The sequence below is a fragment of the Pseudorhodoferax soli genome (assembly GCF_003337555.1).
Taxonomy (GTDB): domain Bacteria; phylum Pseudomonadota; class Gammaproteobacteria; order Burkholderiales; family Burkholderiaceae_C; genus Pseudorhodoferax; species Pseudorhodoferax soli.
Map to the genome: position 1 here is coordinate 24,517 of NZ_QPJK01000002.1, position 24,933 is coordinate 49,449.

Genomic DNA, 24,933 nt, shown 5'->3' on the forward strand with positions numbered 1-24,933 from the left:
CATCAACGAGGTGGGGCATGGACATCCGGAACAAGGTCGTCATCGTCACGGGCGGGGCCAGCGGCATCGGCCGCAGCCTGGCGCAACGCTACGCCGCAGAGGGCGCCCGCGGCGTGGTCGTGGCCGACATCCAGCAGGACGCGGCGCAGCAGGTGGCTGACAGCCTGCCCGCCGGCGTGGGCCTGGCGGTGCGCTGCGACGTGCGCCAGGAAGCGGAGATCCAGGCCCTGGTCGCGGCCGCGCGCGAACGCTTCGGCCAGGTCGATGCCTACCTGTCGAACGCCGGCATCCTCGGCCAGGCCGGCGGCATCGAGCTCGACGACGAACTCTGGAATGCGATGTGGCAGGTGCACGGCATGGCCCACGTCTGGGCCGCGCGCGCCGTCGTGCCCGAGATGGTCGAACGCGGCGAGGGCTTCTTCCTGGTCACGGCCTCGGCCGCGGGCCTGCTCAGCATCGTGGAGACGGCGCCCTATGCCGTGACCAAGCACGCGGCCGTGGCCTTCGCCGAGTGGCTGCGCATCGCCTACGGCCGGCGCGGCCTGGGCGTGGCCTGCCTGTGCCCGCAGTCGGTGCGCACGCCCATGGTCAAGGGCTCGGACAGCTCGGCCTCGCAGGACGGCGTGCTGCCGCCCGAGCAGGTGGCGGGCGACGTGGTGCAGGCCATGCAGGACGGCCGCTTCCTCGTGCTGCCGCATCCCGAGGTGCTGCAGTACCTGCGCGCCAAGGGCCAGGACTACGAGCGCTGGCTCGGGGGCATGCAGAAGCTGCACGCTAGGCACAGCCAGCAGGCGCCAGAACACTGAGGCATGCGCGCCCGTACCGTGGCCAGGCTATCCATCCAAGGAAACTCCATGAAGCGCTTGGCGTTCTGCGCATCCGTCCTGCTGTTCTGCACCCTCCCCGCCACCGCTGCCGAGTCGCCGGCCTGCGCGGCCAAGCGCTCCAACATCGAGAGCCAGATCTCGGAGGCGCAGGCACGCGGCCGCACACAGGAATTGCGCGGCCTGCAGCGCGCCTTGCAGGCCAACCAAACCAACTGCTCCGATGCCTTGCTCGCGCGCGAGCGGGAGGACCGCATCGCCAAGGCCGAACGCGAAGTCGCCGAGCGCGAGAGCGATCTGCGCGAAGCCGAAAGCAAGGGCGACCGGCGCAGGACCGCCAAGCGCGCGGAGAAGCTCGCCGAGGCGCGCAGCGAACTCGCCGAAGCCCGCAAGCCGCTTCCACAATAGCCCAGGGAGACCCGCCATGTCCGACCTCGCCGCCGTCCAGGCCCGTCTCGATCCCCTCTTCCCCGGCCTCATGGGCGTGCGCCTGACCGCGCTGTCGCCCGAGCGCGTGCTGGCCGAGATGACCGTGCGGCCCGACCTCTGCACGGCCGGCGGCATCCTGCACGGTGGCGCGCACATGGCCTTCGCCGACACGCTGGGCGCGGTCGGCACCTTCATCCAGCTAGGGGCCGGCCAGCGCACCACGACCACCGATTCCAGCACCAAGTTCATCGCCGGCGCCAAGGTCGGCAGCGTGGTCACGGGCGAGTGCGTGGCCCTGCACCGCGGCCGCAGCACCCAGGTCTGGCAGACCAGCATCCGCAACGCCGACGGCAAGCTCTGCGCCGTGGTCACGCAGACCCAGCTGGTAATGACCGCGGGCTGACACGCTGGAACGTTCTGCCAATGCCGGCCGACCTTTTCGGCCATTGTTCGCAGAACGAACGCGGTTTCTACTGTCCCGGCCGGCCTTCCGGCCGACCGTCGCCCGGAACGATGGCGACGACACATGACATGGAGACAATCGCGATGACATCCCTGCCATCCTGGCAACTGGCGCTCGCCGTGAGCACCGCCGCGGCCCTGGCCGCATGCGGCGGCGACGGCGGCAACGAGCCCGTGCAGATCTCGACCCTGGGCAACCGTGCCGACCTCATCAGCGACGGCAACGCGCTGGTGGAAGTCCAGCTGCCCACCGGCAGCAACAAGGACACGCTCAAGGTGCTGCTCAACGGCAGCGACGTGACGGCGGCCTTCACCACCGCCACGGACAACGGTCGCAAAGGCCTGGTGCAAGGCCTGGCCAACGGCCGCAACGTGCTGGTCGCCGAGGCCGCAGGCGCAAAGGCGGCCGAATTGGTCGTGACCAATGCGCCGCGCGGCGGCCCGCTGCTGGCCGGCACGCAGCCCGCTCCCTACATCTGCGCGGCACCGACCGCGGTGGCCGCCACGGCGACCACGGCCGCGGTCGACGCAAGCGGCTTCACGACCGCCGCCACGGACGCGCAGTGCAACACCGCCACGCAGACGCTGTACTTCTACCGCACGACCACGGCCGGCTGCTCGATGGCCAACCCCTACCCCAGCCCGCCGGCCACGGCGCCGGCCAACGCCTGCTTCAAGCCCTACACCGTGGGCCAGGCTGCGCCCGGCGACCTCGCCACCACCACGACCGAGGCCGGCCTGACCGTGCCCTACGTCGTGCGGCTGGAGCGCGGCGTGATCAACCGCGGCATCTACGAAATGGCCGTGCTGATCGACCCGGCCAAGCCCTGGGCCAACGGCCTGGCCCCGCAGGCGACCTGGACCGGCAAGCTCGAGTTCATCTTCGGCGGATCGAGCGGCCAGCTGCGCCGCCAGCTGCGCCCGGCCAGCCTGTGGAACCACGACGCCGCGCTGGCCAAGGGCTGGATGGTGGCCACCAACGCGCTCGTCGACGGCTCGCGCAACACCAACCGCACGGCCATGGTCGACACCGTGATCATGATGAAGGAGGACATCACCGAGCGCTACGGGCCGCTCGTGCACACGGTGGCCAGCGGCTGCTCGGCCGGCTCGATGTCGGCCTACGGCATCGCCTCGTCCTACCCGGGCCTGCTCGACGGCCTGCTGGTGTCCTGCTCGCTCAACGACGCCGAGTCGTCCAACCAGGAAAGCGTGGACTGCGGCCTTCTGGTCGAGGCCTACGACAGGCCACGCTGGCGCGAGCTGATGGCCGCCGGGGGCTACAGCCTGGACGAGATCAACCTGAAGAAGGCCAGGATCAACGGGCACGAGGACTACACCGCCTGTATCGGCTGGTACAACAGCTTCGGCGTGCAGAAGCTCGCGGGCAACTACGACACGGCGCGCGAGGTCACCGCCGCGAACCGTGCCACCGGCGTGATCACCGCGCGCAGCCTGGGCCAGGCCACCAACGGCTGCCAGTTGCCGGCCAGCCAGGTGTTCGACCCGGTCGGCAACCCGAGCGGCCTGCGCTGCTCGCAGTGGGACCACGCGGTCGCCACCTTCGGCAAGCGCGCCGACGGCGAGCCCAACTCCACGCGCGACAACACGGGCGTGCAGTACGGGCTGAAGGCACTCGTCGCCGGCACCATCACGGCAGAGGAGTTCGTCACGCTCAACGAGACGATCGGCAGCTTCGACCGCAACGGGCTGTACTCCAGTGCGCGCGCCGTGGCCGACCTGCCGGCCCTGCAGACCGTCTACCGTGCCGGCCTGATGCCCGACTACCAGCTGCTGGCCCGGATCCCGATCCTGGACTTCCGGGGCTACGACGACAGCCTGATCCAGCCCATCACCAACACCGGCCGCACGGGCCTGCACCAGATCTGGAAGAGCTTCGCGAACCGCGCCCGTTTCGACCAGGCCAACGGAACCTCGGCCAACTATGCGATGTGGCGCTACGGCCTGAGCCCGAACGGCTTCAGCCCCAGCCAGCCACTGGCCGACGAGGGCTTTTTCGTGATGGACCAGTGGATCACGGCGGTGAAGGCCAGCGGTGCCGGCACGGCTGCAGCGCGGGTGCTGGCGGCCAGGCCTGCCGCGGCGGCGGACTTCTGCCTGCTCAGCACCGATGCGGCGCAGACCACGCGCGTGACCGATCCGGCGGTTTGCGATGCCGACCCCCTGCTCAAGGGCGGCACGTCGCCGCGCGAGGCTGCTGGCAGCCCGCGCGCCAACGACCTGCTCAAGTGCCAGCTCAAGCCGCTCGACGTGGCCGAGTACCTGCCCGCCGTGCTGAGCGCCGAGCAGTTGGCCCGCATGCGCGCCGTGTTCGCCGACGGGGTGTGCGACTACAGCAAGCGTGGTGTGGGCTTCGAGCCAGCGCGCGGCGTGACCAGCTTCGCCGCGGGCCCGGGCGGCCAGGTGTTGCCGGCAGCGCCGGTCTCGACGCCGCGCTGAGGGCGCACCGCGGCCGGACGTACCATGGGGTACGCTGGCGCGGCCTCCTCGGCATGCGCCACCGACCGCCCAGGCCGCAGCGCATGCCGACTTCCACACCCGCACAGACTCTCTCGCCCGCATCACCCGCCCACGCCGCGCGCGAACTCTACGGCGCACTCTGGCGCCATGCCGAAGGCGCGCGTGGCCAGCTCGTCGGCGCGCTGAGTCTGCTGGGCGGCGCCCAGTTGGTCCGCCTGGCCATGCCATGGCTGGCGGCCCAGGCCATCAACGCGCTGCAGCGCACGCAGCTGCAGACCTCGGCGCAGTGGATCGCCGCGCTGATGGCGGTGTACCTGGTGTCGTGGCTGCTGCACGGGCCGGGCCGCGTGCTCGAACGCAACGTGGCCGTGCACGTGCGCGAGCAACTGGGCGACCGGCTCTACGCGCGCATCGCAGGCGCGCCGCTGGCCTGGCACGGCGCGCAGCACTCGGGCGAGCTGCAGCACCGCGTGCACCAAGCCAGCCGTGCGCTGGCGGACTTTGCACAGAACCAGTTCGTCTACCTGCAGAACATCGTCAACTTCTTCGGCCCGCTGATCGCGCTGACCCTGTTGTCGCGCAGCAGCGGGGCCCTGGCCTTGGGCGGCTACCTGCTGATCACCGTGGTGGTGCTGCGCTTCGACCGCGCCATGATGCTGCTGGCCCGGCTGGAGAACGATGCCGACCGGCGCTACGTGGCCGCGCTGGTCGACTTCATCGGCAACACCGCCACCGTGATCGGCCTGCGCCTGGCCGCGGCCTCGCGCGCGCTGATGCGGCTGCGCATGCGCGCGGTGTCGGCGCCACTCAAGCGCGCCACCATCGTGGGCGAAGGCAAGTGGTTCGCGGTCGACATCCTGGGCCTGGGCCTGACCTGGGGCCTGGTCGTGCTCTACGTCTGGCAGACGCGCACGCCGGGCGAAGCCGTGCTGCTGGGTGGAGTGTTCATGGTCTACCAGTATGCGCAGCAGACCGCCGTCGTCATCGGCTCCATGGCCGGCAACTTCCAGAGCTTCGCGCGCATGCACACCGACTACCGCAGCGCCGAACCGCTGCTGGCCGCGCCGCAGCGCGCCGACGAGGCCGCCGAAGCGCTCGACGCAGGCGCCCGCTGGCAGCAGCTCGCACTGCGCGGCCTGCACTGGGTCTATGCGGACAGCGCGCGCGGCGGTGGCCTGCGCGAGGTCGATCTGCAACTGCAGCGCGGCCAGCGCGTGGCGCTGGTCGGCGCCAGCGGCGGCGGCAAGAGCACGCTGCTGCGCGTACTGGCGGGCCTGTACCCGCCAACGTCCGGGCAATTGCTGCTGGACGGACAGGCGCAGGACTGGCCGCGGCTGCGCAACATCGCCACGCTGATCCCGCAGGAGACCGAGGTGTTCGAGGCCAGCGTGCGCGAGAACCTGGCGTTCGGCCTGCCGCAGCAGGATGCCGACCTGCTCGCCGCCATCCACACCAGCGCCTTCGACGAGGTGCTGGCCGGCCTGCACGGCGACCTGGGCACGCTTCTGACCGAACGCGGCGCCAATCTCTCGGGCGGCCAGCGCCAGCGGCTGTGCCTGGCGCGCGGCGTGATGGCCGCGCGCGGCAGTTCGCTGCTGCTGCTGGACGAGCCGACCAGCGCGCTCGATCCGGCGACCGAGGCGCGGGTGCTGGACCGCATCGCCGCGGCCTTCCCCGATGCTTGCGTGGTCGCCTCCATCCACCGCATGAGCCTGCTGTCGCACTTCGACCAGATCGTGGTCATGGAGGCTGGCCGCGTGCGCGATGCCGGGCCGCGCGACGCGGTGCTGGCGCGCCAGCCGCAGCTGCGCACCGCCGCAGTCGTCTAGGGCCGCCGGAACGCCACGGGCTGGCGCGCCCAATACACGCCATCTAGCCGGTCCAGCCGCACCGTTCCGCCGGTGGACGGCGCATGCACGAAACGCCCCTCGCCCACATAGATGCCGGCGTGCGTGGCACGCGACCCGAACACCACGAGGTCACCCGTGCGCAAGGCGTCGCGGTCCACCCCCGCGCCCCAACCGGCCAGCTGCGCCACGGTGCGCGGCGCCAGCACGGGTGTCATGCCATGGCGGTAGACGTAGCCGATGAGGCCGCTGCAGTCGAAGCCGCCATCGGGTGTGTTGCCGCCGTAGCGGTACGGGGTGCCGACCAGGCCCAGCGCATGCACGGCCACGTCACTGGCCGCGTCTGGGCTGAGCCGGCTCTCGACCGGCTCGCGCACGCGCGGCGGCGCCGTGCCGCAGGCGGCCAGCACGGTGGCCAGCAGCAAGGGCAACGCCAGGCGCCGCTGCATCGGCCTATTGGCGTAGCACGTCGGCACCGGCCGGCGGCTTGAACTGGAAGCTGCTGGCCGGCAGCGCCGGGTTGACCTCGACCTGCGTAAAGCGCAGCACCGAGCGCTGGCCGAAGCTGTCCGCGATCTCCAGTGCGGCCAGTTCCGGGCCTTTGTCGCCGAGCTTGAGGCCCACGCGCACGGCCGCGAGCTGGCCGTCCTTGGCCTTGGGCGTCGCATCCACCCACTGCAGACCGTCCTTGTCGGGCGCGGCCTTGAGGTCGAAATCGGCGCGCAGCGCGGCCAGGTCGGGCGCCGCGGCCACGAGCGCTGCCGGCGTGGAGCCCAGCACATCGGCCTGCTTGCGCGCCGTGACCTGGTTCAGGTCCACGTCGTGCATCCACAGCGTCTGGCCGTCGGCCACGATGGTCTGCTCGAAGGGCTTGGTGTACTCGAAGCGAAAGCGGCTCGGGCGCTGGAACGCAAAGCTGCCGCTGGAGGTCTTGCTGCGCGCGGCCTGGCCCTCGCGCGGCGGCGAGGTGACGGTCTGCGTGAACGCGGCGCGGCCGCTCTTGACGGTCTTGACGAAGGCCTCGAGGCTGTCGAGCGCGTCGGCATGCGCGGCGCCCAGGCACAGCGCGAGCAGACCGCCGGTGGCCAGGGTCCGCAGTGTTTTGGATTGCATGGGCTCTCGGAGTCGGCCAGTGCGCACTTGGTTCATTCGGCGCGCTCGGGCACGAGGATCTCGCGCTGGCCGCTGCCGCTCATGGAGCTGACCAGGCCAGCCTTCTCCATGTCCTCGACCAGCCGCGCGGCGCGGTTGTAGCCGATCTTGAGGTGCCGCTGCACCAGCGAGATGCTGGGTTTGCGGTGCTTGAGCACAACCTCCACGGCCTGGTCGTACATCGGGTCCTTCTCGCCGCCGCCATCGCCCTCACCGCCATAGTCGGTGCTCTCGCCGTCGATGGTGCCGCCTTCCAGCACGCCCTCGATGTAGTCGGGCTCGCCCTGGCTCTTGAGGTAGGCCACCACGCGGTGCACTTCCTCGTCGCTGACGAAGGCGCCGTGCACGCGGATCGGCAGGCCCGAGCCGCTGGCCATGTAGAGCATGTCGCCCATGCCGAGCAGCGCCTCGGCGCCCATCTGGTCGAGGATGGTGCGGCTGTCGATCTTGGAGCCCACCGAGAACGCGATCCGGGTCGGGATGTTGGCCTTGATCAGGCCGGTGATCACGTCCACGCTGGGGCGTTGCGTCGCCAGGATCAGGTGGATGCCGGCCGCGCGCGCCTTCTGCGCCAGCCGCGCGATGAGTTCTTCGATCTTCTTGCCGACCACCATCATGAGGTCGGCCAGCTCGTCGATGATGACCACGATGTGCGGCTCGCGCTTGAGCGGCTCGGGGTCGTCGGGCGTCAGGCTGAAGGGGTTGTAGATGAACTCCTCGCGCGCCTTGGCCTCGTCGATCTTGGTGTTGTAGCCGGCCAGGTTGCGCACGCCCAGCTTGCTCATGAGCTTGTAGCGGCGCTCCATCTCGGCCACGCACCAGTTCAGGCCGTGGGCCGCCTGCTTCATGTCGGTGACCACCGGCGCCAGCAGGTGCGGGATGCCTTCGTAGACCGACATTTCCAGCATCTTGGGGTCGATCATCAACAGGCGCACATCGCGCGCCTCGGCTTTGTAGAGCAGCGACAGGATCATCGCGTTGATACCGACCGACTTGCCCGAGCCCGTGGTACCGGCCACCAGCACGTGCGGCATCTTGGCCAGGTCGGCCACGATGGGGTTGCCCACGATGTCCTTGCCCAGGCCCATGGTCAGCATGGACTTGGCCTCGTGGTAGACCTGCGAGCCCAAGATCTCGGACAGCTTGATCGACTGGCGCTTGGCGTTGGGCAGTTCCAGCGCCATGTAGTTCTTGCCCGGGATGGTCTCCACCACGCGGATCGACACCAGGCTCAGGCTGCGCGCCAGGTCCTTGGCCAGGCCCACGATCTGCGAACCCTTGACGCCCGTGGCCGGCTCGATCTCGTAGCGCGTGATGACAGGCCCAGGCGAGGCCAGCACCACCGTCACGTCGACGCCGAAGTCCTTGAGCTTCTTCTCGATCATGCGGCTGGTCATCTCCAGCGTGTCGTTCGAGACGGTCTCCTGGCGCAGCTGCGCCGCGTCCAGCAGATCGACCTGCGGCAGGCGCGAATCGGGCATCTCGATGAACAAGGGCTTCTGGCGTTCCTTGACCACGCGCGCGCTGGGCTGCGGCTCGGCCAGTGTCTGCGGCTCGATGACCACGGAGGGCTTGGCCGGCTTGGGCATGCGCAGCGCACGCGGTGGCTCCTCGCCCAGTTCGATGCGGTCTTCCAGCGCATCGACCGGGTCCAGCGTGCCCTCGGCGCGTTCGCGCACGGCCTGCTTGCCCAGGGCGCGGTCTTCGGCGGCTTCGCGCTTCTCGCGGCGCAGCTCGACCAGCGCATGCACGCGCGCACCGACGCGCTCGGCCACCTGGGCCCAGGAGAAGCGGAAGACCGCCGCCACGCCGATGATGCCGGCCACGATGGCGACCAGGCCGGAGCCGGCGAAGCCCAGCCACTTGGTGGCCAGCGGACCGGCCAGGTAACCCAGCACGCCACCGGCATCGCCGGGCAGACCGGGCTCGAGCCGGTACAGCCGTGTCCATTCCAGCGCGCAGCTGGCCAGCAGCAGCACCGCCAGCCCGATGGCAAAGCCCGGCAGGCCACCGCCGACGGGCCTGCGCGGCGGCTGGGCCCCGCGCATCCAGCGCGCCAGGTGGGTCAGCCACGACCGCACGCCGGCAGCCACGCACCACCAGACCGAGTAGCCCAGCGCGAAGTAACTGAGGTCTGCGACCAGGGCACCGAGCCGGCCGCCCCAGTTGCGCGTGGCACCCGGTCCTCCGGAGGTGGACCAGGCCGCGTCCTGCGGCGAGTAGCTGATCAGGGCGATGAACCAGAAGGACAGGGCCAACAGGCCCAGCAGCAGGCTGAACTCACGCGCGAAACGGACGATGCCCGAGCGCGGCGGCTCCGCGCCCTGCGATGAATTGAGGGTATTGAGCGAATAGGTCATGGGGGCAGCGCGCAAGCTTACCCCATGCCTTGCATGGGTTCGGCCCGTGCTCAGGCGAGGCTGGTCAGCCGTTCCTTGATGTGGATGGCGCCGCTTTCCTGCGTCTCGATGTAGCCGCGCTCCTCCAGGTCCTTCATCACGCGGCTGACCATCTCGCGCGAGGCGCCCACCATCTTGGCGATGTCCTGGCGCGAGATCTTGTCGCGGATCTGCAGCACGCCGGCCGCGTCGGTGCTGGCCTGCTCCAGCAGCGCATGGGCCACGCGGCCATACACGTCCATCAGGGCGAGCGACTCGATCTTCTGGTCGGCGCGGCGCAGGCGCTTGACCAGGCCGGTCATCACGGCGCGCGCCATCTGCGGGTTGTCGGCCACGCAGCGGTCGAACTCCGCGCGGCCCAGCATCAGCACGTCGGTCTGCACTTCGGCCAGCACGGTGGCCGAGTGGGGCTCGCTGTCGATCAGGCTCATCTCCCCGATGCAGTCGGCCGGCCGCAGCGTGGCGATGATGACCTCGCGCCCGCGCGTGTCGGTCGTCACCACGCGGCAGCGGCCGCTCAGCAGGATGAACAGGGCGTTGGTCTTGCGGCCCTGCTCGACGATGGTCTCGCCGCGCTTGACGCGGCGCTTGCTGACGGCCTGCGCCACCAGGTTGGCCTGCTCCCCGGTCAGCATGGAGAAGAGGGGCACGCGCAGCAGCAACTCCAGATTCGACAGCATCGACACGACCATGACTCCTTGTTGTTGGTTGACCCCCGCTCAACAGAGCAAATGGCGATCAAGGGCAAAATCCACACCTTGCGGCGTGGGCAGTCGCCCTCGCTTGATTCTGTGGGAAAAGACCCCACCTGTACACACAATGTGTGCAAATTCCGCTCGAAAGAACCGCTGATGTCGACTGAAAAACACGCCAAAGTCCTGATCCTGGGCTCGGGTCCTGCGGGATATACCGCCGCTGTCTACGCTGCGCGCGCCAACCTCAAACCGCTGCTGGTCACTGGCATTGCGCAGGGCGGGCAGCTGATGACGACGACCGAAGTCGACAATTGGCCTGCCGATGTGCATGGTGTACAAGGTCCTGAATTGATGCAGCGGTTCCTGGAGCACGCCGAGCGCTTCAACACCGAGATCGTGTTCGACCACATCAACAAGGTCGATTTCAGCCAGCGGCCGTTCCGGCTCACGGGCGACAGCGGCACCTACACCTGCGATGCGCTGATCATCGCGACCGGCGCCTCGGCCCAATACCTGGGACTGCCGTCGGAAGAGGCCTTCATGGGCAAGGGCGTCTCGGCCTGCGCCACCTGCGACGGCTTTTTCTACCGCGACCAGGAGGTCTGCGTGGTCGGCGGCGGCAACACCGCCGTCGAGGAAGCGCTGTACCTGTCCAACATCGCGCGCAAGGTCACGCTGGTGCACCGCCGCGACAAGTTCCGCGCCGAGCCCATCCTCGTCGACAAGGTCGCCGAGAAGGTCAAGGAAGGCAAGATCGAGCTGCAGCTGTTCCAGACGCTGGACGAGGTCAAGGGCGACGCCAGCGGCGTCACCGGCATCCGCCTGAAGGACCAGCGCGACGGCTCCACCAAGGACATCGACCTCAAGGGCTGCTTCATCGCCATCGGCCACCGCCCGAACACCGAGATCTTCCAGGGCCAGCTGGAGATGAAGGACGGCTACATCGTGACGCAGTCGGGCCTCAAGGGCATGGCCACGATGACAAGCGTGCCTGGCGTGTTCGCCGCCGGCGACGTGCAGGACCACATCTACCGCCAGGCCATCACCAGCGCCGGCACCGGCTGCATGGCGGCCCTGGACGCCCAGCGTTTCCTGGAACAGGAATGAAGCGGCTATAATCGCGGGCTTTGCCGGAAATCCAACACGGCAGACAGGAAACCGCCACCTGCTTATGGCGAGGTCAAGCTGCAAAACACCGAGCCGCACAACGCGCGGCAAAGTGCCAGCTGTTATCACGAGGAAGTGACCATGTCACGCGTATGTGAAGTCACGGGCAAAGGCCCGATGGTCGGGAACAATGTTTCCCACGCCAACAACAAGACCAAGCGCCGGTTCCTGCCGAACCTGCAATACCGCCGCTTCTGGGTGGAGACCGAGAACCGTTGGGTGCGCCTGCGCATCTCCAACGCCGGCCTGCGCCTGATCGACAAGAACGGCATCGACGCTGTGCTCGCAGACCTGCGCGCACGCGGCCAAGCAGCATAAGCGAAGGGGAATCACCATGGCTACCAAAGGCGGACGCGAGAAGATCAAGCTGGAATCCACTGCCGGCACCGGTCACTTCTACACCACGACCAAGAACAAGAAGCTCATGCCCGAGAAGATGCTGATCACCAAGTTCGATCCCAAGGCTCGCAAGCATGTCGAGTACAAGGAAATCAAGCTGAAGTGATGCCGGGGCTCCGGCCCGCAGCACTCCTCAACGAACCCGCTCACCCGAGCGGGTTTTGTTTTTTGCGCGGCCGCTGCCGCGCCGGCGACCTTGGAAAATGGCCTGCCAACCTAGAATGCCCGCCGTGCCTTCCATCCTCAACGCCGACCTGCACTGCCACTCCATCGTCTCCGATGGCACGCTGACTCCCGAGGAACTCGCGCAGCGCGCGCGGGCCAACGGCGTCGAGCTTTGGGCGCTGACCGACCACGACGAAATCGGCGGCCAACAGCGCGCCGCGGCCGCAGCCAAGGCCAACGGCCTGCGCTACCTCACCGGCGCCGAGGTCTCCGTCACCTTCGCGGGCGAGACCGTGCACATCGTGGGTCTGGGCTTCGACGCCGAAGATCCGCGCATGGCCCAAGGCCTGGCCGACACGCGCGATGGCCGCGGCCCGCGTGCGCGCGAGATGGCCGAGGGCCTGGCCAAAGTGGGCATCCATGGCGCCTACGAGGGGGCGCTCAGGTTCGTCGGCAACCCGGCGCTGATCTCGCGCACGCACTTCGCGCGCTTCCTGGTCGAGGCCGGCTACTGCAAGGACACCCCCGAGGTCTTTCGCAAGTACCTGACCGAGGGCAAGCCCGGCTACGTGCCGCACCGCTGGGCCAACCTGAAGGACGCCGTGACCTGGATCACCCAGGGTGGCGGCATCGCCGTCATCGCCCACCCCGGCCGGTACAAGTTCAACGCCACCGAAGAGTACGCGCTGTTCAGCGAGTTCAAGGCCCATGGCGGCCGCGGCGTGGAGGTCGTGACCGGCAGCCACACGCCGGCCGAGTACGTGGAATATGCCGGCATGGCGCGCGAATTCGGCCTCGCGGCCTCGCGCGGCAGCGACTTCCACAGCCCCGACGAAAGCCACTGCGACCTGGGCGCGCTGCCCTACCTGCCGGGCGACCTGACCCCCGTCTGGGAGCTGCTGGCGGACCGCATCCAGTGAGTCCGGCCGCACTGCCCGCCTCGCCGTTGGGCGGCATTGCACTGGTGCTGTGCGCCGTCGCCTGCTTCGCCGTGCTGGACACCACCACCAAGGCGGTCACCGTGACCGTGCCCTTGCTGATGGGCCTGTGGTTCCGCTATGCCTTCCAGGCCGTGGCCACCACGGCCATCGTGCTGCCGCGCCAGGGCCTGCGCCTGCTGCGCACGGCGCATCCGCGCTTTCAGCTGCTGCGCGGCGTGCTGCTGCTCACCAGCAGCCTGCTGGCCTTCCTGAGCCTTCGGACCATGCCGGTCGGCGAGTTCACCGCCATCGTCATGATCACGCCCCTGGTTATCACGATGCTGGCCGCACGCACGCTGGGCGAGCGCGTCTCGCCCCAGCGCTGGGCGCTCGTCGTCGGCGGCTTCGTCGGCACCATGGTGATCATCCGGCCCGGCGGCGAGGCCTTCGACTGGCGGCTGCTGCTGCCGCTGGCACTGGTGGCCACCAACGCCTGGTTCCAGGTGCTCACCAGCAAGCTGGCGCGCACCGATGCACCCCTGACCACCCACCTCTACACGGGCTGGATCGGCACGCTGGCCGCGTCCATCCCATTGCCCTTCGTCTGGGTGAACCTGCCGGACTGGCGGCTGTGGGCCGGCCTGGCGCTGATGGGCGTGATGGCCACCGTCGGCCACTTCCTGCTGATCCTGGGCTATTCACGCGCGCCCGCCGCCACGCTGACGCCCTACCTCTATGGCCAGATCGGCTTCGCCATGCTCGGCGGCTGGCTGGTCTTCTCGCACGTGCCGGACGGCTGGTCGCTGCTGGGCATGGGCCTGGTGGCCGTCTGCGGCGCGCTGGGCGCCTGGATGACGCTGCGCGAATCCCGTCCGAGACATTGAACCATGGCCCAATACTTCGAACTCCATCCCGACAACCCCCAGCCGCGCCTGCTCAAGCAGGCCGTCGCGCTGCTGGCCAAGGGCGACGTGATCGCCGTGCCGACCGATTCCAGCTACGCCCTCGTCTGCCACCTGGACGACAAGGCCGCGGTGGACCGCATGCGCCGCCTGCGCGGCGTGGACGACCGCCACCACCTCACGCTGCTGTGCCGCGACCTGTCGGAACTGGCCAACTACGCGCGCGTGGACAACAAGCAGTACCGGCTGCTCAAGTCGGCCACGCCCGGCGCCTACACCTTCATCCTGGAAGCCAGCAAAGAGGTGCCGCGGCGCGTGAGCCATCCTTCGCGCAAGACCATCGGGCTGCGCGTGCCCGAGCACAAGGCGCTGCAGGAACTGCTGGCCCTGCACGGCGCGCCGCTGCTGGCCACCACGCTGATCCCGCCCGGCGAGACCGAGCCGCTGCACGATGGCGCCGAGATCCGCGAACGCTTCGAGCACCAGCTGGCCGCCGTGGTCGACGCCGGTGCCTGCCCGTCCGAACCGACGACGGTGATCGACCTGGTGCCCATGGGCACGGGTGGCGAGCCCGAGATCGTGCGCCGAGGCCGCGGTTCGCTGAGCGCGCTGGGCCTGTAGGGCGCACTGCGACAATCCGCCGGTGAACTTCGACGCCATCCTCCAGAACCTGCTGATCTTTGCGCTCCCAGTGCTCTTCGCGATCACGGTGCACGAAGCAGCCCATGGCTACGTGGCCCGGCACTACGGCGACAACACCGCCTACCTGCTCGGCCGCGTGACGCTGAACCCCGTCAAGCACATCGACCCGCTGGGCACCATCCTGATGCCCATCATGCTGTACCTGGCAACCTCGGGCGCCTTCGTGTTCGGCTATGCCAAGCCGGTCCCGGTGCAGTTCGGCCGGCTGCGCAACCCCAAGCGCGACATGGTGTGGGTGGCGCTGGCCGGCCCCCTCGCCAACCTGGTGCAGGCCCTGCTGTGGGGCATCGCGTTCTACCTGCTCGTCGGCATGGGCGTGCGCGAGCCCTTCTTCGTCAAGATGTGCCAGGCCGGCATGCTGGTGAACGTGGTGATGTTCGCGTTCAACCTGTTCCCGCTGCCACCGCTGGACGGCGGGCGCGTGCTGGTGGGGCTGCTGCCCTACAAGCAGGCCGTGCTGGTCTCGCGCGTGGAACCCTGGGGCTTCTTCATCGTCATGGGCCTGGTGCTGGCCGGTGTGGTCGGCGCGCTGTGGCTGCGCCCCATCATGGGCCTGACCTTCGCATTCCTCGACCTCCTGCTGACGCCCTTTTCCCTTCTGATCCGTTGACCCTATGAGCACGCTGCGCGTCCTGACCGGCATCACCACCACCGGCACCCCCCACCTGGGCAACTACGTGGGCGCCATCCGCCCGGCCATCCGCGCCAGCCGCGCCGCCGGCACCGACAGCTTCTACTTCCTCGCCGACTACCACGCGCTGATCAAGACCGACGATCCGCAGCGCATCCAGCGCTCCACGCTGGAGATCGCCGCGACCTGGCTGGCCGGCGGGTTGGACGCCGAGCGCGTGACCTTCTACCGCCAGTCCGACATCCCCGAAATCCCCGAGCTCACCTGGTTCCTCACCTGCGTGACGGGCAAGGGCATCCTGAACCGCGCCCATGCCTACAAGGCCGCGATGGACCGCAACGCCGCAGCCGGTGCCGAGCCCGACAACGACGTGACGGCCGGCCTGTTCATGTACCCGGTGCTGATGGGCGCGGACATCCTGATGTTCAACGCCCATAAGGTGCCAGTGGGCCGCGACCAGGTGCAGCACATCGAGATGGCACGCGACATGGCGCAGCGCTTCAACCACGCCTATGGCGAGCACTTCGTGCTGCCCGAGGCGGCCGTGGAAGAAGACGTGGCCCTGCTGCCTGGCCTGGACGGCCGCAAGATGAGCAAGAGCTACGACAACACCATCCCGCTGTTCGCACCGCGCGAACAAATGCGCAAGCTCATTGCCGGCATCGTGACCGACTCGCGCGGCCCCGGCGAGCCCAAGGACACCGAGGGCTCGGCCCTGTTCCAGATCTACCAGGCCTTCGCCGAGCCGGCCGAAACTGCCGACTTCCGCCGCGCGTTCGAAGCCGGCATCTCCTGGGCCGATGCCAAGCAGGCCCTCTTCGAGCGCATCGACCGCGAGGTCGGCCCCATGCGCGCCACCTACCAGCGCTACATCGACGATCCCGCCAGCGTCGAACGCGTGCTGCTGGCCGGCGCCCAGAAGGCGCGCCGCACGGCCAGCCCCTTCATCGCCACGCTGCGCCATGCCGTGGGCCTGCGCCCACTGGGAAGCCAGGCAGGCGCGGCCAAGGCCACCAAGGCGGCCAAGGTCGCCCAGCCCACGTTCAAGCAGTACCGCGAGGCCGATGGCCTGTTCTATTTCAAGCTCGTCGATGCCGGCGGCGCATTGCTGCTGCAAAGCCACGGCTTTGCCTCCCCCAAGGAGGCTGGCCAGGCCATCGCCCAGCTGAACCGGGACGGCGCAGCCGCGCTCTCGGCGTTGTCGGCGCAGCTGGCCAGTACCGAGCCAGGTGCCGCCGCAGCGCTGGCGCAGCTGGCCGCGCCCAAGGCCGATCCACGCTCGGTGGCCGGCGAGGAAGACCCCGGCGCGGCCATCGAGCCCAGGGCCTGAGCCTAGGCCTGCAGCGTCGCCGACAGGGTGATCTCGGGCACCGCCGCCAGCGCCTTGGACAGCGGGCAGCCGGCCTTGGCGCCCTGGGCCAGTTCCTGGAATTTCGCCTCGTCCAGCCCGGCCGCCTTGGCCGTGAGCGTGAGCGCGATGCGGTCGATCTTGAAGCCCTCGCCATCCTTCACCAGCCGCACGCTGGCCTGGGTATCGGCCTGCTGCAGCGCGACGCCAGCCTTCTCGCAGGCGAACGCGAACGCCATCGTGAAGCAGGCCGCGTGCGCGGCGCCGACGATCTCCTCGGGATTGGTGCCGCGCCGGTCGTCCTCGAAGCGGCTGGCAAAGCCGTACGGATAGTCCTTCAGCGCGCCGGTCTCGGTGCTGATCGCGCCCTTGCCGGTCTTGCCGGCCCCCTCCCAGTGCACGTTGGCCTTCTTCTCGCTCATGGTGTCGTCCTTTCGAAAGGGTTGGGGTCCGCTCAGCGCAGGTGGCGCGAGGTGGGCACGCTGCCCACCACGGCGTCCAGCCGCGCCGGCTCAATCACGCCGCACAGCACGCGGCCGCCCGAATTGCCGGCCGGGTTGGTCCTGTAGTCGTCGGCATCGGCGTGCACGACGAGCGTGCGGCCCAGCACAGAGTTCTTGGCGCTCCGCAGCAAGGTGATCTTGGGGTTGGTGAAGCGCAGCACGCCCTTGCCCTGGCCATCGACGAGCAGGTTGGGCGCATCGCCGGCATGGCGCTGCGCGTCGTGCTCGGGATGGCCATGGCGGCCCGTGGCCTCGGGGTCGAAGTGCCCGCCTGCGGCGCCGAAGGCGATGGTCTTGCCGCTGGGATCGGGCCCCGGCGCGCACTGGCCGTTGACGTGGATGTGGAGCCCGTGCAGGCCAGGCGTCAGCCCTTCGGCATTCACGACGATCTCCACCCCCTCGGCCACGGAGGTCAGGACGGCCTGGCCGCGCGGCTGGCCGTCTTCGCCCATGAGCTTGACCAGCGCGCTCGATCCGGCGCGCGGTGTCGGCACGGCCGCCGGACTGGCGGGGTTGCCAGCGCCCTGGGCGCCGCCGGCCAGCACGGCGGCCGCGGCCAGCAGGATCAGCAAGTGGGTGCGTGCGGGCTTGTTCATGCAGGTCTCCTCGTTCGGCGCGGCCAATCTAGCACCGCAGCCGCGACGCGCGCGTAGGAAAGCAGCGCTTGTCACACAAGTTTCGAGAGGCCCGTCGGCGGCGGCGTCCAACGCGCCGCCACGCCAATCCGCCATGCGGCCCTGCCAGGCCGTTCACTGGCCGGTTTCGAGCACCAGCTCCAGGCCGAGTTTGCCGACCAGGAACGCGATGGCAGACAGCATGAACAGCCAGGCGAGGGCCAGCAACTGCTCCATGTGGTCGCCCGGCGCCAGCAGCATCCCGGCGAACGCCAGGCAGGCCAGCACGAGTGCGGCGTAGAAGCCTTCGGTGGTGCGTTGGTTCAGCAGCGCAAGCACGCTGCGTTTCGCATGCGTCATGGACCATTCTCCGGATCGGACGATGGGGACACGGAACAACCGTCACGATGACGGGTTGGCTCCAGCCTAAAGTCCGCCCCGCACGCCACGGATCGGTGCGTGGCGCAAGCCACGGTAGGAAAAGCGCCTACGCCGCCGGACCCTGCGTCAACACCATCATCGCGTGCGCCTTCAGCCGCAGCTTGGCGCCCGGCGCGACACGCCGCGCACGCCGTGCCGGCAGCTGCGCGCGGTCGGTCGCGATGCGCAGCTGCCAGGCCTGGCCGAAGCGCGTCTCGGGGGGCACCGTGAACAGGTGCGACTCGGGCGCGCCGTTGAACAGCAGCAGCACCGAGGGGCCCGGCGCATCGGCACGGCCCTTGGCATGGTCGGCCGCGCCGTCGAACACCAGCTGCAGGCAGCGCGCACGCGGATGCTGCCACTCGTCCTCCGTCATCGGCAGGCCCCAGACGCTGTACCAGGTGGCGTCGGGATGCTCACCGTCGCCCACGGGCCAGTGCGGGCTGCGCAGCACGGCCAGCTCCTTGCGCAGCCGGATCAGCTTGGCCGTGAAGGCGAACAACGCGTCGTCGCGCACGCCATCGCTCCAGTCGAACCAGGAGATCGGGCTGTCCTGGCAGTAGGCGTTGTTGTTGCCCTGCTGCGTCCGGCCGATCTCGTCGCCGCCCAGCAGCAGCGGCACGCCGCGCGACATGAACAGTGTGGCCAGCAGGTTGCGCTGCTGGCGCGCGCGCAGCGCCAGCACCTCGGGGTTGTCGGTCGGGCCTTCGGCGCCGCAGTTCCAGCTGCGGTTGTGGCTCTCGCCGTCGCGGTTGTCCTCGCCGTTGGCCTCGTTGTGCTTCTCGTTGTAGCTGACCAGGTCGCGCAGCGTGAAGCCGTCATGCACCGTCACGATGTTGACGCTGGCCGAGGGCGGCCGGCGCGATGGCGCGAAGATCTCGGGCGTGCCGCACAGGCGCGAAGCGAAGGTGGGCAGGCTGTCGTCGGCGTTGCGCCAGAAGTCGCGCACCTCGTCGCGGTAGCTGCCGTTCCATTCCGACCAGCCGACCGGAAAGCCGCCAACCTGGTAGCCGTAGTCGCCCAGGTCCCAGGGCTCGGCGATCATCTTCACGCGGCGCAGCACCGGGTCCTGCGCCACCGCCGATAGGAACGGCGTGCGGTGGTCGAAGGCGCCAGCCTCATCGCGCGAGATGGCCGGGGCCAGGTCGAAGCGAAAGCCGTCCACATGCATCTCTTCGACCCAGTAGCGCAGGCTGTCCATCACCATGCGCAGCACCGGCGGGTTGCTCACGTCCAGCGTGTTGCCGGTGCCGCTGAAGTCGTTGTAGTAGCGGCGGTCTTCGGTCAGCCGGTAGTAGGCGGCGTTGTCGATGCCCTTGAAGCACATGGTCGGGCCCAGGTGGTTGCCCTCGCAGGTGTGGTTGTAGACCACATCCAGGATCACCTCGATGCCGGCCTGGTGCAGCGCCTTCACCATGCCGCGGAACTCGGCCACGCCGCCGTCCGTGCCCTTGAAGCAGTAGCGCGGTTCGGGGGCGAAGAAACCGATGGTGTTGTAGCCCCAGTAGTTGGCCAGCCCGGCATCCACGAGCCGGCCTTCGTCGTTGAAGGCCTGCACGGGCAGCAACTGCACGGCCGTGACGCCCAGGCGCTTCAGGTAGTCGATGGCAGCCTGGTTGGCCAGGCCCGCAAAGGTGCCGCGCAACTCCTCGGGCACGCCGGGCATGTTCTTGGTAAAGCCCCGCACGTTGACTTCGTAGAAGACCGAGTCGGCCATGGGGATGGCCGGGGGCTGGTCGCCTTGCCAGTCGAAATCGGGCGCGATCACGACCGACCTGGCCGCCACGGCCGCGCTGTCGGTGTCGTCGCGCGCGAGATCCTGCTCCTCGTGGCCCAGCGGATAGCCGAAGGTCACGGCATCGCCGCGCAGCGGCCGGTCGATGGCGCGGGTGTAGGGGTCCAGCAGCAGCTTGGCCGGATTGCAGCGCTGGCCGTTGCCGGGATCGAAGGGGCCGTGCACGCGCACGCCGTAGCGCGTGCCCGGCTCGACACCGGGCACGAAGCCGTGCCAGATGTCCTCGGTGCGCGCCGGCAGCCGGATGCGCCGCTGCTCTTCGCGCCCTTCGGCATCGAACAGGCACAGCTCGACCGATTCGGCCGCACTCGAATAGAGCGCGAAATTCGCACCACCATCGCGCAGGTGCATGCCCATGGGCCAGGGCCGGCCCGGATCGCAAGTGTCTGTCATGGTTTCTTGTCGCAAGCAAGCGCCGGGCCGCGGCGCGGGACGGTCGAGGGCCGGTGGCCCAAAGGGATCAACGGAAGATCAATGCGATCAGGATGATGATGGGGATCGGCACACCGAGGAAGAACAGCAGCAAAGAGCGCATGGGAGGTCTCCAGAGGAAGGAAGGGTGATCGAAGAATCTGGCGGATCAGGCGTCGCGTTCGCGGCCGCCCCAGGTGGCTGCCAGGCTTGCGCAGAAGGCGCCCAGCAGCATGGACACGAACAGCCACAGCGTGGCCGTGATGCCGGCCTTGCGCGCCTTCTCGGCGGCCTCGCGCGCTGCGGCCTCGGCTTCCCGGGCCTTGGCCTGCATGCGGGCCACGGTGTCGGCCACGCGCTGCTCGGCCTCCGGCTGTGGGATCCCCGTGCGCTCGGCCACGAGCTGGCCCAGGTAGCGCTGGTCCTCGGGCGCAAGCGGCTTGTCCTGGCCCGCCTGGCCCAGGATGCGGGCCACCTCGGCCGCGGGCACGGCCTCGGCCGGCGCGACCTGGCCGGCCTGCGCCGGGCTGGCCGGGCGGCGGAACATGCTGTCGATGAAGTAGGCGGCCGGGCCTTCGCTCGCGCCCTCGCCCTGCGTGGCCCCGGCCACGGCAGCCGTGGCAGCCCCACCGGCGACCGTGGCGCCCACCTTCACGGCGCCACCCACCACGCTACCGATGGCTGTGGTGAGCAAGGCGGCCGTGGCCAGCGTGGCCACGGCCCAGGCCAGGAAGCCGTGGGCCGTGTCGCGGAAGAAGACCTCGTCGCCCTGCACACCGGCCCAGCGCGTGCGCAGACGGCCGGCCAGATAACCGCCCATGCCCGAGGCCAGGGCCTGCGTGACCATGACCCAGACGACGGCCGAGAAGCCCAGTGCCATGGCGCTTGCGCCTTTGCCGCCATAGGGCGACAGCGAGGTCAGGCCCAGGCCTGCGCCAAGGATCAGCAGGATCAGGGAGAGCGCCGCCGCGGCGGCGCCGCCAGCGACGATGGCGCCCCAGGAGACGGCGCTGGCCGGCGCATCGACGGCGGTCTCGAGCCGGGCCGATGCCAAGGGAAGGGAAGCTGCCACCGGGTTCTCCTGTTGTTGCGACCGCGCCATTGTTCGCAGCGCCCTGAAGGGGGTTCGTCGGACGGCAAAGCCGCCGCTTGTAGGAAATCAGGCCCGATTGCGGGCCGCCGGCCGGCCGCTCTTGCCACCCCCTGGCCGGCCCTTGCCGCCGGGCGGCCTGCGCCCCGCCAGGCTCTGGGCCAGCAGTTCGGTGAGGTCCACCACATTGGAGTCGCGCGTGCTTTGCGGTGCCGACTCCAGCGGCGTGACCTGCTGCGTTTCGCCCGCCGCCACCTTGCGCTGCACCAGCGCGTGGATCGCCTCGGAGAAATGGTCGGTGTAGTCGGCGGGTTGCCACGGCACGGTCATCTCGGCGATCAGCTGCGACGCCATCTTGAGTTCGGCCGGCTTGAGCACGCCCTTGCCCGCGGCGGGCAGCTTGAGCTCGTCCTGCGGCCGGATTTCGTCGGCCCAGCGGATGGTGTTGAGCATGAGCGCCGGCCCCGTGGGCACGAGCACCGCGAGGTGCTCCTTGCTGTGCAGGACCACACGCGCGATGCCGATCACACCGGCACCCACCATGGCCTCGCGCAGCAGCGCGTAGACCTTGTCGCCCCTGCCCAGGGGCTCCAGGTAGTAGGGCCGCTCGAGCAGCACGAAGGGGATCTCGGCGGCCGTGACGAAGGCTTCGATGGCGATCGTCTGCGTGGACTGGGGGTAGGCGTCCTTGATCTGCTCGTCGGACAGCACCACGTAGTCACCGTCTTCCTGCCGGATGCCTTTGACGATGTGCTCCTTGGCGATCTCGCGGCCGGTGCGCTTGTTCACGCGCTTGTAGCCCACGGGGTCCATCGAGCGCCTGTCCAGCCAGTCGAAGTCGATGCCGGTCTCGCGCGAGGCCGGGTACAGGCCCACGGGCACGTGCACCAGACCGAAGCTGATGGCGCCTTTCCAGATGGCCCGCAGCATGTCTAGCCCTCCTCGAAGCCGATGGTCTTCATGGCCGTCTTGAGCGACCGGGCGGCGCGCGCATAGCCCTGCCAGGGCGCGTTGCCGATGTCCAGCCGCCCGTGCACGTTGCGCACGTTCCACTGGTCGCTGCTCTTCAGCGTGGACAGCTCGTCCCAGGCCAGCGGCACCGAGATGCCCATGCCGGGCCGTGCGCGCGCCGACCAGGCGCAGACCGTGGTGGCGCCCTGGCTGTTGCGCAGGTAGTCCACGAAGATCCGGCCGACGCGGTTGCGCGGCCCGCTCTTGGCCACGAAGCGGTCGGGGATGGTGCGCGCGAGGTGCTGCACGATGGCCTGCGCAAAGCCCTTGGCGCTGGCCCAGCTGTGCAGGCGCTTGATCGGCACGACCACGTGCAGGCCCTTGCCGCCGCTGGTCTTGAGGAAGGCCGGCAGGCCCAGCTGCTCCAGAAAGGCGTGCACGAGTTCGGCCGCCTCCTGCATCTGGCGCCAGCGCACGCCCTCGCCGGGGTCGAGGTCGAACACCAGGCGGTCCGGCTTGTCGAACGACGCCGCCAGTGCGTTCATCGAATGGAACTCCACCACGTTCCACTGCGCCGCCGACAGCAGCCCGCGCGGGCTGGCCAGGGCCAGCAGCGACGCGTGCCCGGGGTCGAGGCCAGGGTCGAGCTGGCGGATGCCCGGCAGCTTTTCGGTCTCGGCATGCTTCTGGAAGAACAGTTGCTTGCCCATGCCGGCCGGCGCACGCACCAGCGCCACCGGCCGGTTGCCCTTCAGCTGGTCCAGCATCAGATCGCCGACCAGCGCGTAGTAGCGCACCAGGTCCAGTTTGGTGATGCCGCTGGAGGGGTCGATCACACGCTCGGGGTGTGTGACCTTGAGGCGCGTGGACAGCGCGTGCGCCGTGCTCTCGTCCGCCGCCTTGGCTGCCGGCTTGGCCTTCGGTGGCGGTGCGGCGCGCTCGCGCACGATGGTCTTGGCCGGCTTGTCGGCGCGCAGGCCGTGGAACACCGCATGGCGGATGCGGCCGCCGCGCGTCCATTCGCCGAACGTGACCTCGGCCACCAGTTGCGGTTTCACCCAATGCGGCTTGCCCTCCACGCCCGCCGTGTCGGCCAGCGGGCTGCGCGGCGTGGCCAGCGCGGCCAGCTGGCCCGCGAGCTTCTTGAGCGTGGCCTGGTCGAAGCCCGTGCCGACCTTGCCGGCGTAGACCAGGCGCCCCGCCTTGTCGTGCACGCCCAGCAGCAGCGCGCCGAAGCCCGCGCGCGTGCCTTGCGGGTCGGTCGTGCCCACGACCACGAACTCCTGGCGCTGGCTGCACTTGAGCTTGAGCCAGCTGTCGCTGCGGCGAGAGACATAGGGCGCATCCTTGCGCTTGGCGATCACGCCTTCCAGGCCCAGCTTGCAGGCGGTGCCGACCACCTGGCCGGGCGGCGCATCGAAGGTGGCGGAATAGAACACCAGGTCCGAGTCCTTGCCCTCCAGCAGCGAGGCCAGCAGCGCGCGGCGCGCCTGCAGGGGCTGCTCGCGCAGGTCGTGGCCGCCGCAGTAGGGCACATCGAACAGGTAATAGACGATGGTCTGGGTCTTGGAGGCATCGAAGGCCTGCTGCAGCGCGCCGAAGTCCGGCAGGCCGTTGTGGTCCATCACGACGATTTCGCCGTCGTACCAGCCTTCGGGCAGGTCCAGGCGCAGCAACTCGGCATGCAAGGCCTTGAGCTTGTGTGTCCAGTCGTTGCCGTTGCGCGTGAACAGCTGCACCTGCTGCTTCTTTCCACGCCCTTCGACGCGTGCGAGCAGGCGGTAGCCGTCGAACTTGATCTCGTAGACCCAGTCGGCCGGATCGGCAGGGGGCTGGCTGGCCAGCGTGGCGAGTTGGGGTGCCAGCGTGGCCGGCAGCGTGGCCTGTGGCGGCTGCGCCGTCTCCTGGACCGCGGGCGCCTGCAGGCCCATGACGCTGTCGGGCATCTCGTCGACCACACTGAACTCCGCGGCCGGCCGCTCGAAGGCATCCTTCTCCTTGACGAGCAGCCAGGGCGGCTGGCGGTCCTTGCCCTTGCCGTGCATGCGCACGAGCGCCCAGCGCCCCTGGAGCTTGTGGCCGTGCAGTTCGAACTTGAGGTTGCCCTTGCGCCATCCGGCTGCCGGGTCGCCGACGGGCGCCCAGTGGCCCTTGTCCCAGACGATGACCTTGCCGGCGCCGTACTGCCCTTCGGGGATCTCGCCCTCGAAGCTGGAATAGGAGATCGGGTGGTCCTCCACCTGCACGGCGAGCCGCTTGTCGTGCGGATCGAAACTGGGGCCCTTGGGCACGGCCCAGCTCTTCATCGTGCCGTCGATCTCGAGCCGGAAGTCATAGTGCAGGCTGCTGGCCCAGTGCTTTTGCACGACGAAGCTGGGCTGGCCCGCAGGCGAGCGCTTGCCGCCGCTGCGCGGCTCGGAGGTGCGGCCGAAGTCGCGCTTGGCCTGGTAGGTGGCGAGGGCAGATGGATGGGCCATGGTCGGTCCAGCTTGCCGCCAGAGCGTGGCGGGCGGCTGTCATCGCGCAGCGCCAAGCCCTGTCAGCCACCGCCGTTCGCCTACAGGCGATGGCACGCTTGCCCCACAGCCGGCACGCACAATGGCGCGCAAGCTCAAGCGTCCAGGAG

The 24,933-nt window shown here is 69.4% G+C and carries 24 protein-coding genes; 13 read left to right on the forward strand and 11 right to left on the reverse strand.

The window, feature by feature from the left end; translation table 11 throughout:
- Nucleotides 1–17: 17 nt before the first annotated feature.
- The 5 genes from DES41_RS06710 to DES41_RS06730 all read left to right on the forward strand — a co-directional run bounded on the left by DES41_RS06710 (nucleotide 18) and on the right by DES41_RS06730 (nucleotide 6,025).
- A complete protein-coding gene (locus DES41_RS06710; protein WP_114466889.1) occupies nucleotides 18–806 on the forward strand; it encodes an SDR family oxidoreductase in 789 nt (262 codons plus the stop codon).
- Nucleotides 807–854: 48 nt separating this feature from the next.
- Nucleotides 855–1,232 carry a DUF1090 domain-containing protein gene (locus tag DES41_RS06715; RefSeq protein WP_170168113.1) on the forward strand — a complete coding sequence of 126 codons (378 nt, stop codon included), beginning with the start codon at nucleotides 855–857 and terminating at the stop codon, nucleotides 1,230–1,232.
- 16 nt (nucleotides 1,233–1,248) lie between these two features.
- A complete protein-coding gene (locus DES41_RS06720; RefSeq protein ID WP_114466891.1) occupies nucleotides 1,249–1,656 on the forward strand; it encodes a PaaI family thioesterase in 408 nt (135 codons plus the stop codon).
- A 143-nt stretch (nucleotides 1,657–1,799) separates the two neighbouring features.
- Nucleotides 1,800–4,175, forward strand: a complete 2,376-nt coding sequence (locus DES41_RS06725; protein WP_114466892.1) for a DUF6351 family protein — start codon at nucleotides 1,800–1,802, stop codon at nucleotides 4,173–4,175.
- A gap of 83 nt (nucleotides 4,176–4,258) precedes the next feature.
- Nucleotides 4,259–6,025 carry an ABC transporter ATP-binding protein gene (locus DES41_RS06730; protein WP_114466893.1) on the forward strand — a complete coding sequence of 589 codons (1,767 nt, stop codon included), beginning with the start codon at nucleotides 4,259–4,261 and terminating at the stop codon, nucleotides 6,023–6,025.
- On the opposite strand, the gene DES41_RS06735 is transcribed toward DES41_RS06730, so the two are convergent.
- The 4 genes from DES41_RS06735 to DES41_RS06750 are packed head-to-tail and all read right to left on the reverse strand — an operon-like array spanning nucleotide 6,022 to nucleotide 10,286.
- The gene (locus DES41_RS06735; RefSeq protein WP_114466894.1) at nucleotides 6,022–6,492 is read right to left on the reverse strand and encodes a C40 family peptidase; all 471 of its coding nucleotides are present in this window, start codon (nucleotides 6,490–6,492) and stop codon (nucleotides 6,022–6,024) included. The two genes, DES41_RS06730 and DES41_RS06735, sit on opposite strands and share 4 nt — an antisense overlap.
- A 4-nt stretch (nucleotides 6,493–6,496) precedes the next feature.
- Complete coding sequence (lolA, locus tag DES41_RS06740) at nucleotides 6,497–7,156, reverse strand: outer membrane lipoprotein periplasmic chaperone LolA (RefSeq protein WP_114466895.1); 660 nt, start codon at nucleotides 7,154–7,156, stop codon at nucleotides 6,497–6,499.
- 32 nt (nucleotides 7,157–7,188) lie between these two features.
- The gene (locus tag DES41_RS06745) at nucleotides 7,189–9,555 is read right to left on the reverse strand and encodes a DNA translocase FtsK (RefSeq protein ID WP_114466896.1); all 2,367 of its coding nucleotides are present in this window, start codon (nucleotides 9,553–9,555) and stop codon (nucleotides 7,189–7,191) included.
- Nucleotides 9,556–9,605: 50 nt separating this feature from the next.
- Nucleotides 9,606–10,286: a Crp/Fnr family transcriptional regulator gene (locus tag DES41_RS06750; RefSeq protein WP_114466897.1), complete on the reverse strand. Its 681-nt coding sequence runs from the start codon at nucleotides 10,284–10,286 to the stop codon at nucleotides 9,606–9,608.
- 159 nt (nucleotides 10,287–10,445) lie between these two features.
- Here DES41_RS06750 and trxB point away from each other — a divergent pair, with 159 nt between their 5' ends.
- From trxB to DES41_RS06790, 8 genes are all read left to right on the forward strand, one after another.
- Nucleotides 10,446–11,396 (forward strand): thioredoxin-disulfide reductase, encoded by a 951-nt coding sequence (gene trxB / locus DES41_RS06755; protein ID WP_114466898.1) that lies wholly within the window; start codon nucleotides 10,446–10,448, stop codon nucleotides 11,394–11,396.
- A 141-nt stretch (nucleotides 11,397–11,537) separates the two neighbouring features.
- Nucleotides 11,538–11,774: a 50S ribosomal protein L28 gene (gene rpmB, locus DES41_RS06760; RefSeq protein WP_056672771.1), complete on the forward strand. Its 237-nt coding sequence runs from the start codon at nucleotides 11,538–11,540 to the stop codon at nucleotides 11,772–11,774.
- Between the two features lie 16 nt (nucleotides 11,775–11,790).
- Entirely contained in the window at nucleotides 11,791–11,961 is a 171-nt protein-coding gene (gene rpmG, locus DES41_RS06765) for a 50S ribosomal protein L33 (RefSeq protein ID WP_056672770.1), read from the forward strand.
- 124 nt (nucleotides 11,962–12,085) lie between these two features.
- Nucleotides 12,086–12,940, forward strand: a complete 855-nt coding sequence (locus DES41_RS06770) for a 3',5'-nucleoside bisphosphate phosphatase (RefSeq protein WP_114467769.1) — start codon at nucleotides 12,086–12,088, stop codon at nucleotides 12,938–12,940.
- Complete coding sequence (locus DES41_RS06775) at nucleotides 12,937–13,824, forward strand: DMT family transporter (protein WP_211332924.1); 888 nt, start codon at nucleotides 12,937–12,939, stop codon at nucleotides 13,822–13,824. The genes DES41_RS06770 and DES41_RS06775 overlap by 4 nt, the downstream gene beginning before the upstream one ends.
- A 3-nt stretch (nucleotides 13,825–13,827) precedes the next feature.
- Nucleotides 13,828–14,463, forward strand: a complete 636-nt coding sequence (locus DES41_RS06780) for an L-threonylcarbamoyladenylate synthase (RefSeq protein ID WP_114466899.1) — start codon at nucleotides 13,828–13,830, stop codon at nucleotides 14,461–14,463.
- Nucleotides 14,464–14,485: 22 nt separating this feature from the next.
- Entirely contained in the window at nucleotides 14,486–15,154 is a 669-nt protein-coding gene (locus DES41_RS06785; protein ID WP_114466900.1) for a site-2 protease family protein, read from the forward strand.
- A 4-nt stretch (nucleotides 15,155–15,158) separates the two neighbouring features.
- On the forward strand, nucleotides 15,159–16,505 hold the full coding sequence (locus DES41_RS06790; RefSeq protein ID WP_114466901.1) for a tryptophan--tRNA ligase: 1,347 nt from the start codon (nucleotides 15,159–15,161) through the stop codon (nucleotides 16,503–16,505).
- A 2-nt stretch (nucleotides 16,506–16,507) separates the two neighbouring features.
- Here the strand turns inward: DES41_RS06790 and DES41_RS06795 are convergent, their stop codons facing one another.
- The 7 genes from DES41_RS06795 to ligD all read right to left on the reverse strand — a co-directional run bounded on the left by DES41_RS06795 (nucleotide 16,508) and on the right by ligD (nucleotide 24,784).
- Entirely contained in the window at nucleotides 16,508–16,945 is a 438-nt protein-coding gene (locus tag DES41_RS06795) for an OsmC family protein (protein ID WP_114466902.1), read from the reverse strand.
- Between the two features lie 32 nt (nucleotides 16,946–16,977).
- The gene (locus tag DES41_RS06800; RefSeq protein WP_114466903.1) at nucleotides 16,978–17,622 is read right to left on the reverse strand and encodes a superoxide dismutase family protein; all 645 of its coding nucleotides are present in this window, start codon (nucleotides 17,620–17,622) and stop codon (nucleotides 16,978–16,980) included.
- A gap of 153 nt (nucleotides 17,623–17,775) precedes the next feature.
- Nucleotides 17,776–18,000 carry a hypothetical protein gene (locus DES41_RS06805; RefSeq protein ID WP_114466904.1) on the reverse strand — a complete coding sequence of 75 codons (225 nt, stop codon included), beginning with the start codon at nucleotides 17,998–18,000 and terminating at the stop codon, nucleotides 17,776–17,778.
- Nucleotides 18,001–18,127: 127 nt separating this feature from the next.
- On the reverse strand, nucleotides 18,128–20,248 hold the full coding sequence (glgX, locus tag DES41_RS06810) for a glycogen debranching protein GlgX (protein ID WP_114466905.1): 2,121 nt from the start codon (nucleotides 20,246–20,248) through the stop codon (nucleotides 18,128–18,130).
- Between the two features lie 187 nt (nucleotides 20,249–20,435).
- Nucleotides 20,436–21,338, reverse strand: coding sequence for a hypothetical protein (locus tag DES41_RS06815; RefSeq protein WP_245965604.1), 903 nt, complete (start codon nucleotides 21,336–21,338; stop codon nucleotides 20,436–20,438).
- A gap of 87 nt (nucleotides 21,339–21,425) precedes the next feature.
- Nucleotides 21,426–22,286 carry a non-homologous end joining protein Ku gene (gene ku, locus DES41_RS06820; RefSeq protein WP_114466907.1) on the reverse strand — a complete coding sequence of 287 codons (861 nt, stop codon included), beginning with the start codon at nucleotides 22,284–22,286 and terminating at the stop codon, nucleotides 21,426–21,428.
- A gap of 2 nt (nucleotides 22,287–22,288) precedes the next feature.
- Complete coding sequence (gene ligD / locus DES41_RS06825; RefSeq protein ID WP_114466908.1) at nucleotides 22,289–24,784, reverse strand: DNA ligase D; 2,496 nt, start codon at nucleotides 24,782–24,784, stop codon at nucleotides 22,289–22,291.
- Nucleotides 24,785–24,933: the final 149 nt, after the last annotated feature.

Bases quoted from the DNA above. Each gene is read 5' to 3' on its own strand.
- DES41_RS06710 (WP_114466889.1), top strand. From the start codon at position 18: ATGGACATCCGGAACAAGGTCGTCATCGTCACGGGCGGGGCCAGCGGC.
- DES41_RS06715 (WP_170168113.1), top strand. From the start codon at position 855: ATGAAGCGCTTGGCGTTCTGCGCATCCGTCCTGCTGTTCTGCACCCTC.
- DES41_RS06720 (WP_114466891.1), top strand. From the start codon at position 1,249: ATGTCCGACCTCGCCGCCGTCCAGGCCCGTCTCGATCCCCTCTTCCCC.
- DES41_RS06725 (WP_114466892.1), top strand. From the start codon at position 1,800: ATGACATCCCTGCCATCCTGGCAACTGGCGCTCGCCGTGAGCACCGCC.
- DES41_RS06730 (WP_114466893.1), top strand. From the start codon at position 4,259: ATGCCGACTTCCACACCCGCACAGACTCTCTCGCCCGCATCACCCGCC.
- DES41_RS06735 (WP_114466894.1), bottom strand. From the start codon at position 6,492: ATGCAGCGGCGCCTGGCGTTGCCCTTGCTGCTGGCCACCGTGCTGGCC.
- lolA (WP_114466895.1), bottom strand. From the start codon at position 7,156: ATGCAATCCAAAACACTGCGGACCCTGGCCACCGGCGGTCTGCTCGCG.
- DES41_RS06745 (WP_114466896.1), bottom strand. From the start codon at position 9,555: ATGACCTATTCGCTCAATACCCTCAATTCATCGCAGGGCGCGGAGCCG.
- DES41_RS06750 (WP_114466897.1), bottom strand. From the start codon at position 10,286: ATGGTCGTGTCGATGCTGTCGAATCTGGAGTTGCTGCTGCGCGTGCCC.
- trxB (WP_114466898.1), top strand. From the start codon at position 10,446: ATGTCGACTGAAAAACACGCCAAAGTCCTGATCCTGGGCTCGGGTCCT.
- rpmB (WP_056672771.1), top strand. From the start codon at position 11,538: ATGTCACGCGTATGTGAAGTCACGGGCAAAGGCCCGATGGTCGGGAAC.
- rpmG (WP_056672770.1), top strand. From the start codon at position 11,791: ATGGCTACCAAAGGCGGACGCGAGAAGATCAAGCTGGAATCCACTGCC.
- DES41_RS06780 (WP_114466899.1), top strand. From the start codon at position 13,828: ATGGCCCAATACTTCGAACTCCATCCCGACAACCCCCAGCCGCGCCTG.
- DES41_RS06790 (WP_114466901.1), top strand. From the start codon at position 15,159: ATGAGCACGCTGCGCGTCCTGACCGGCATCACCACCACCGGCACCCCC.
- DES41_RS06795 (WP_114466902.1), bottom strand. From the start codon at position 16,945: ATGAGCGAGAAGAAGGCCAACGTGCACTGGGAGGGGGCCGGCAAGACC.
- DES41_RS06800 (WP_114466903.1), bottom strand. From the start codon at position 17,622: ATGAACAAGCCCGCACGCACCCACTTGCTGATCCTGCTGGCCGCGGCC.
- DES41_RS06805 (WP_114466904.1), bottom strand. From the start codon at position 18,000: ATGACGCATGCGAAACGCAGCGTGCTTGCGCTGCTGAACCAACGCACC.
- glgX (WP_114466905.1), bottom strand. From the start codon at position 20,248: ATGACAGACACTTGCGATCCGGGCCGGCCCTGGCCCATGGGCATGCAC.
- ku (WP_114466907.1), bottom strand. From the start codon at position 22,286: ATGCTGCGGGCCATCTGGAAAGGCGCCATCAGCTTCGGTCTGGTGCAC.
- ligD (WP_114466908.1), bottom strand. From the start codon at position 24,784: ATGGCCCATCCATCTGCCCTCGCCACCTACCAGGCCAAGCGCGACTTC.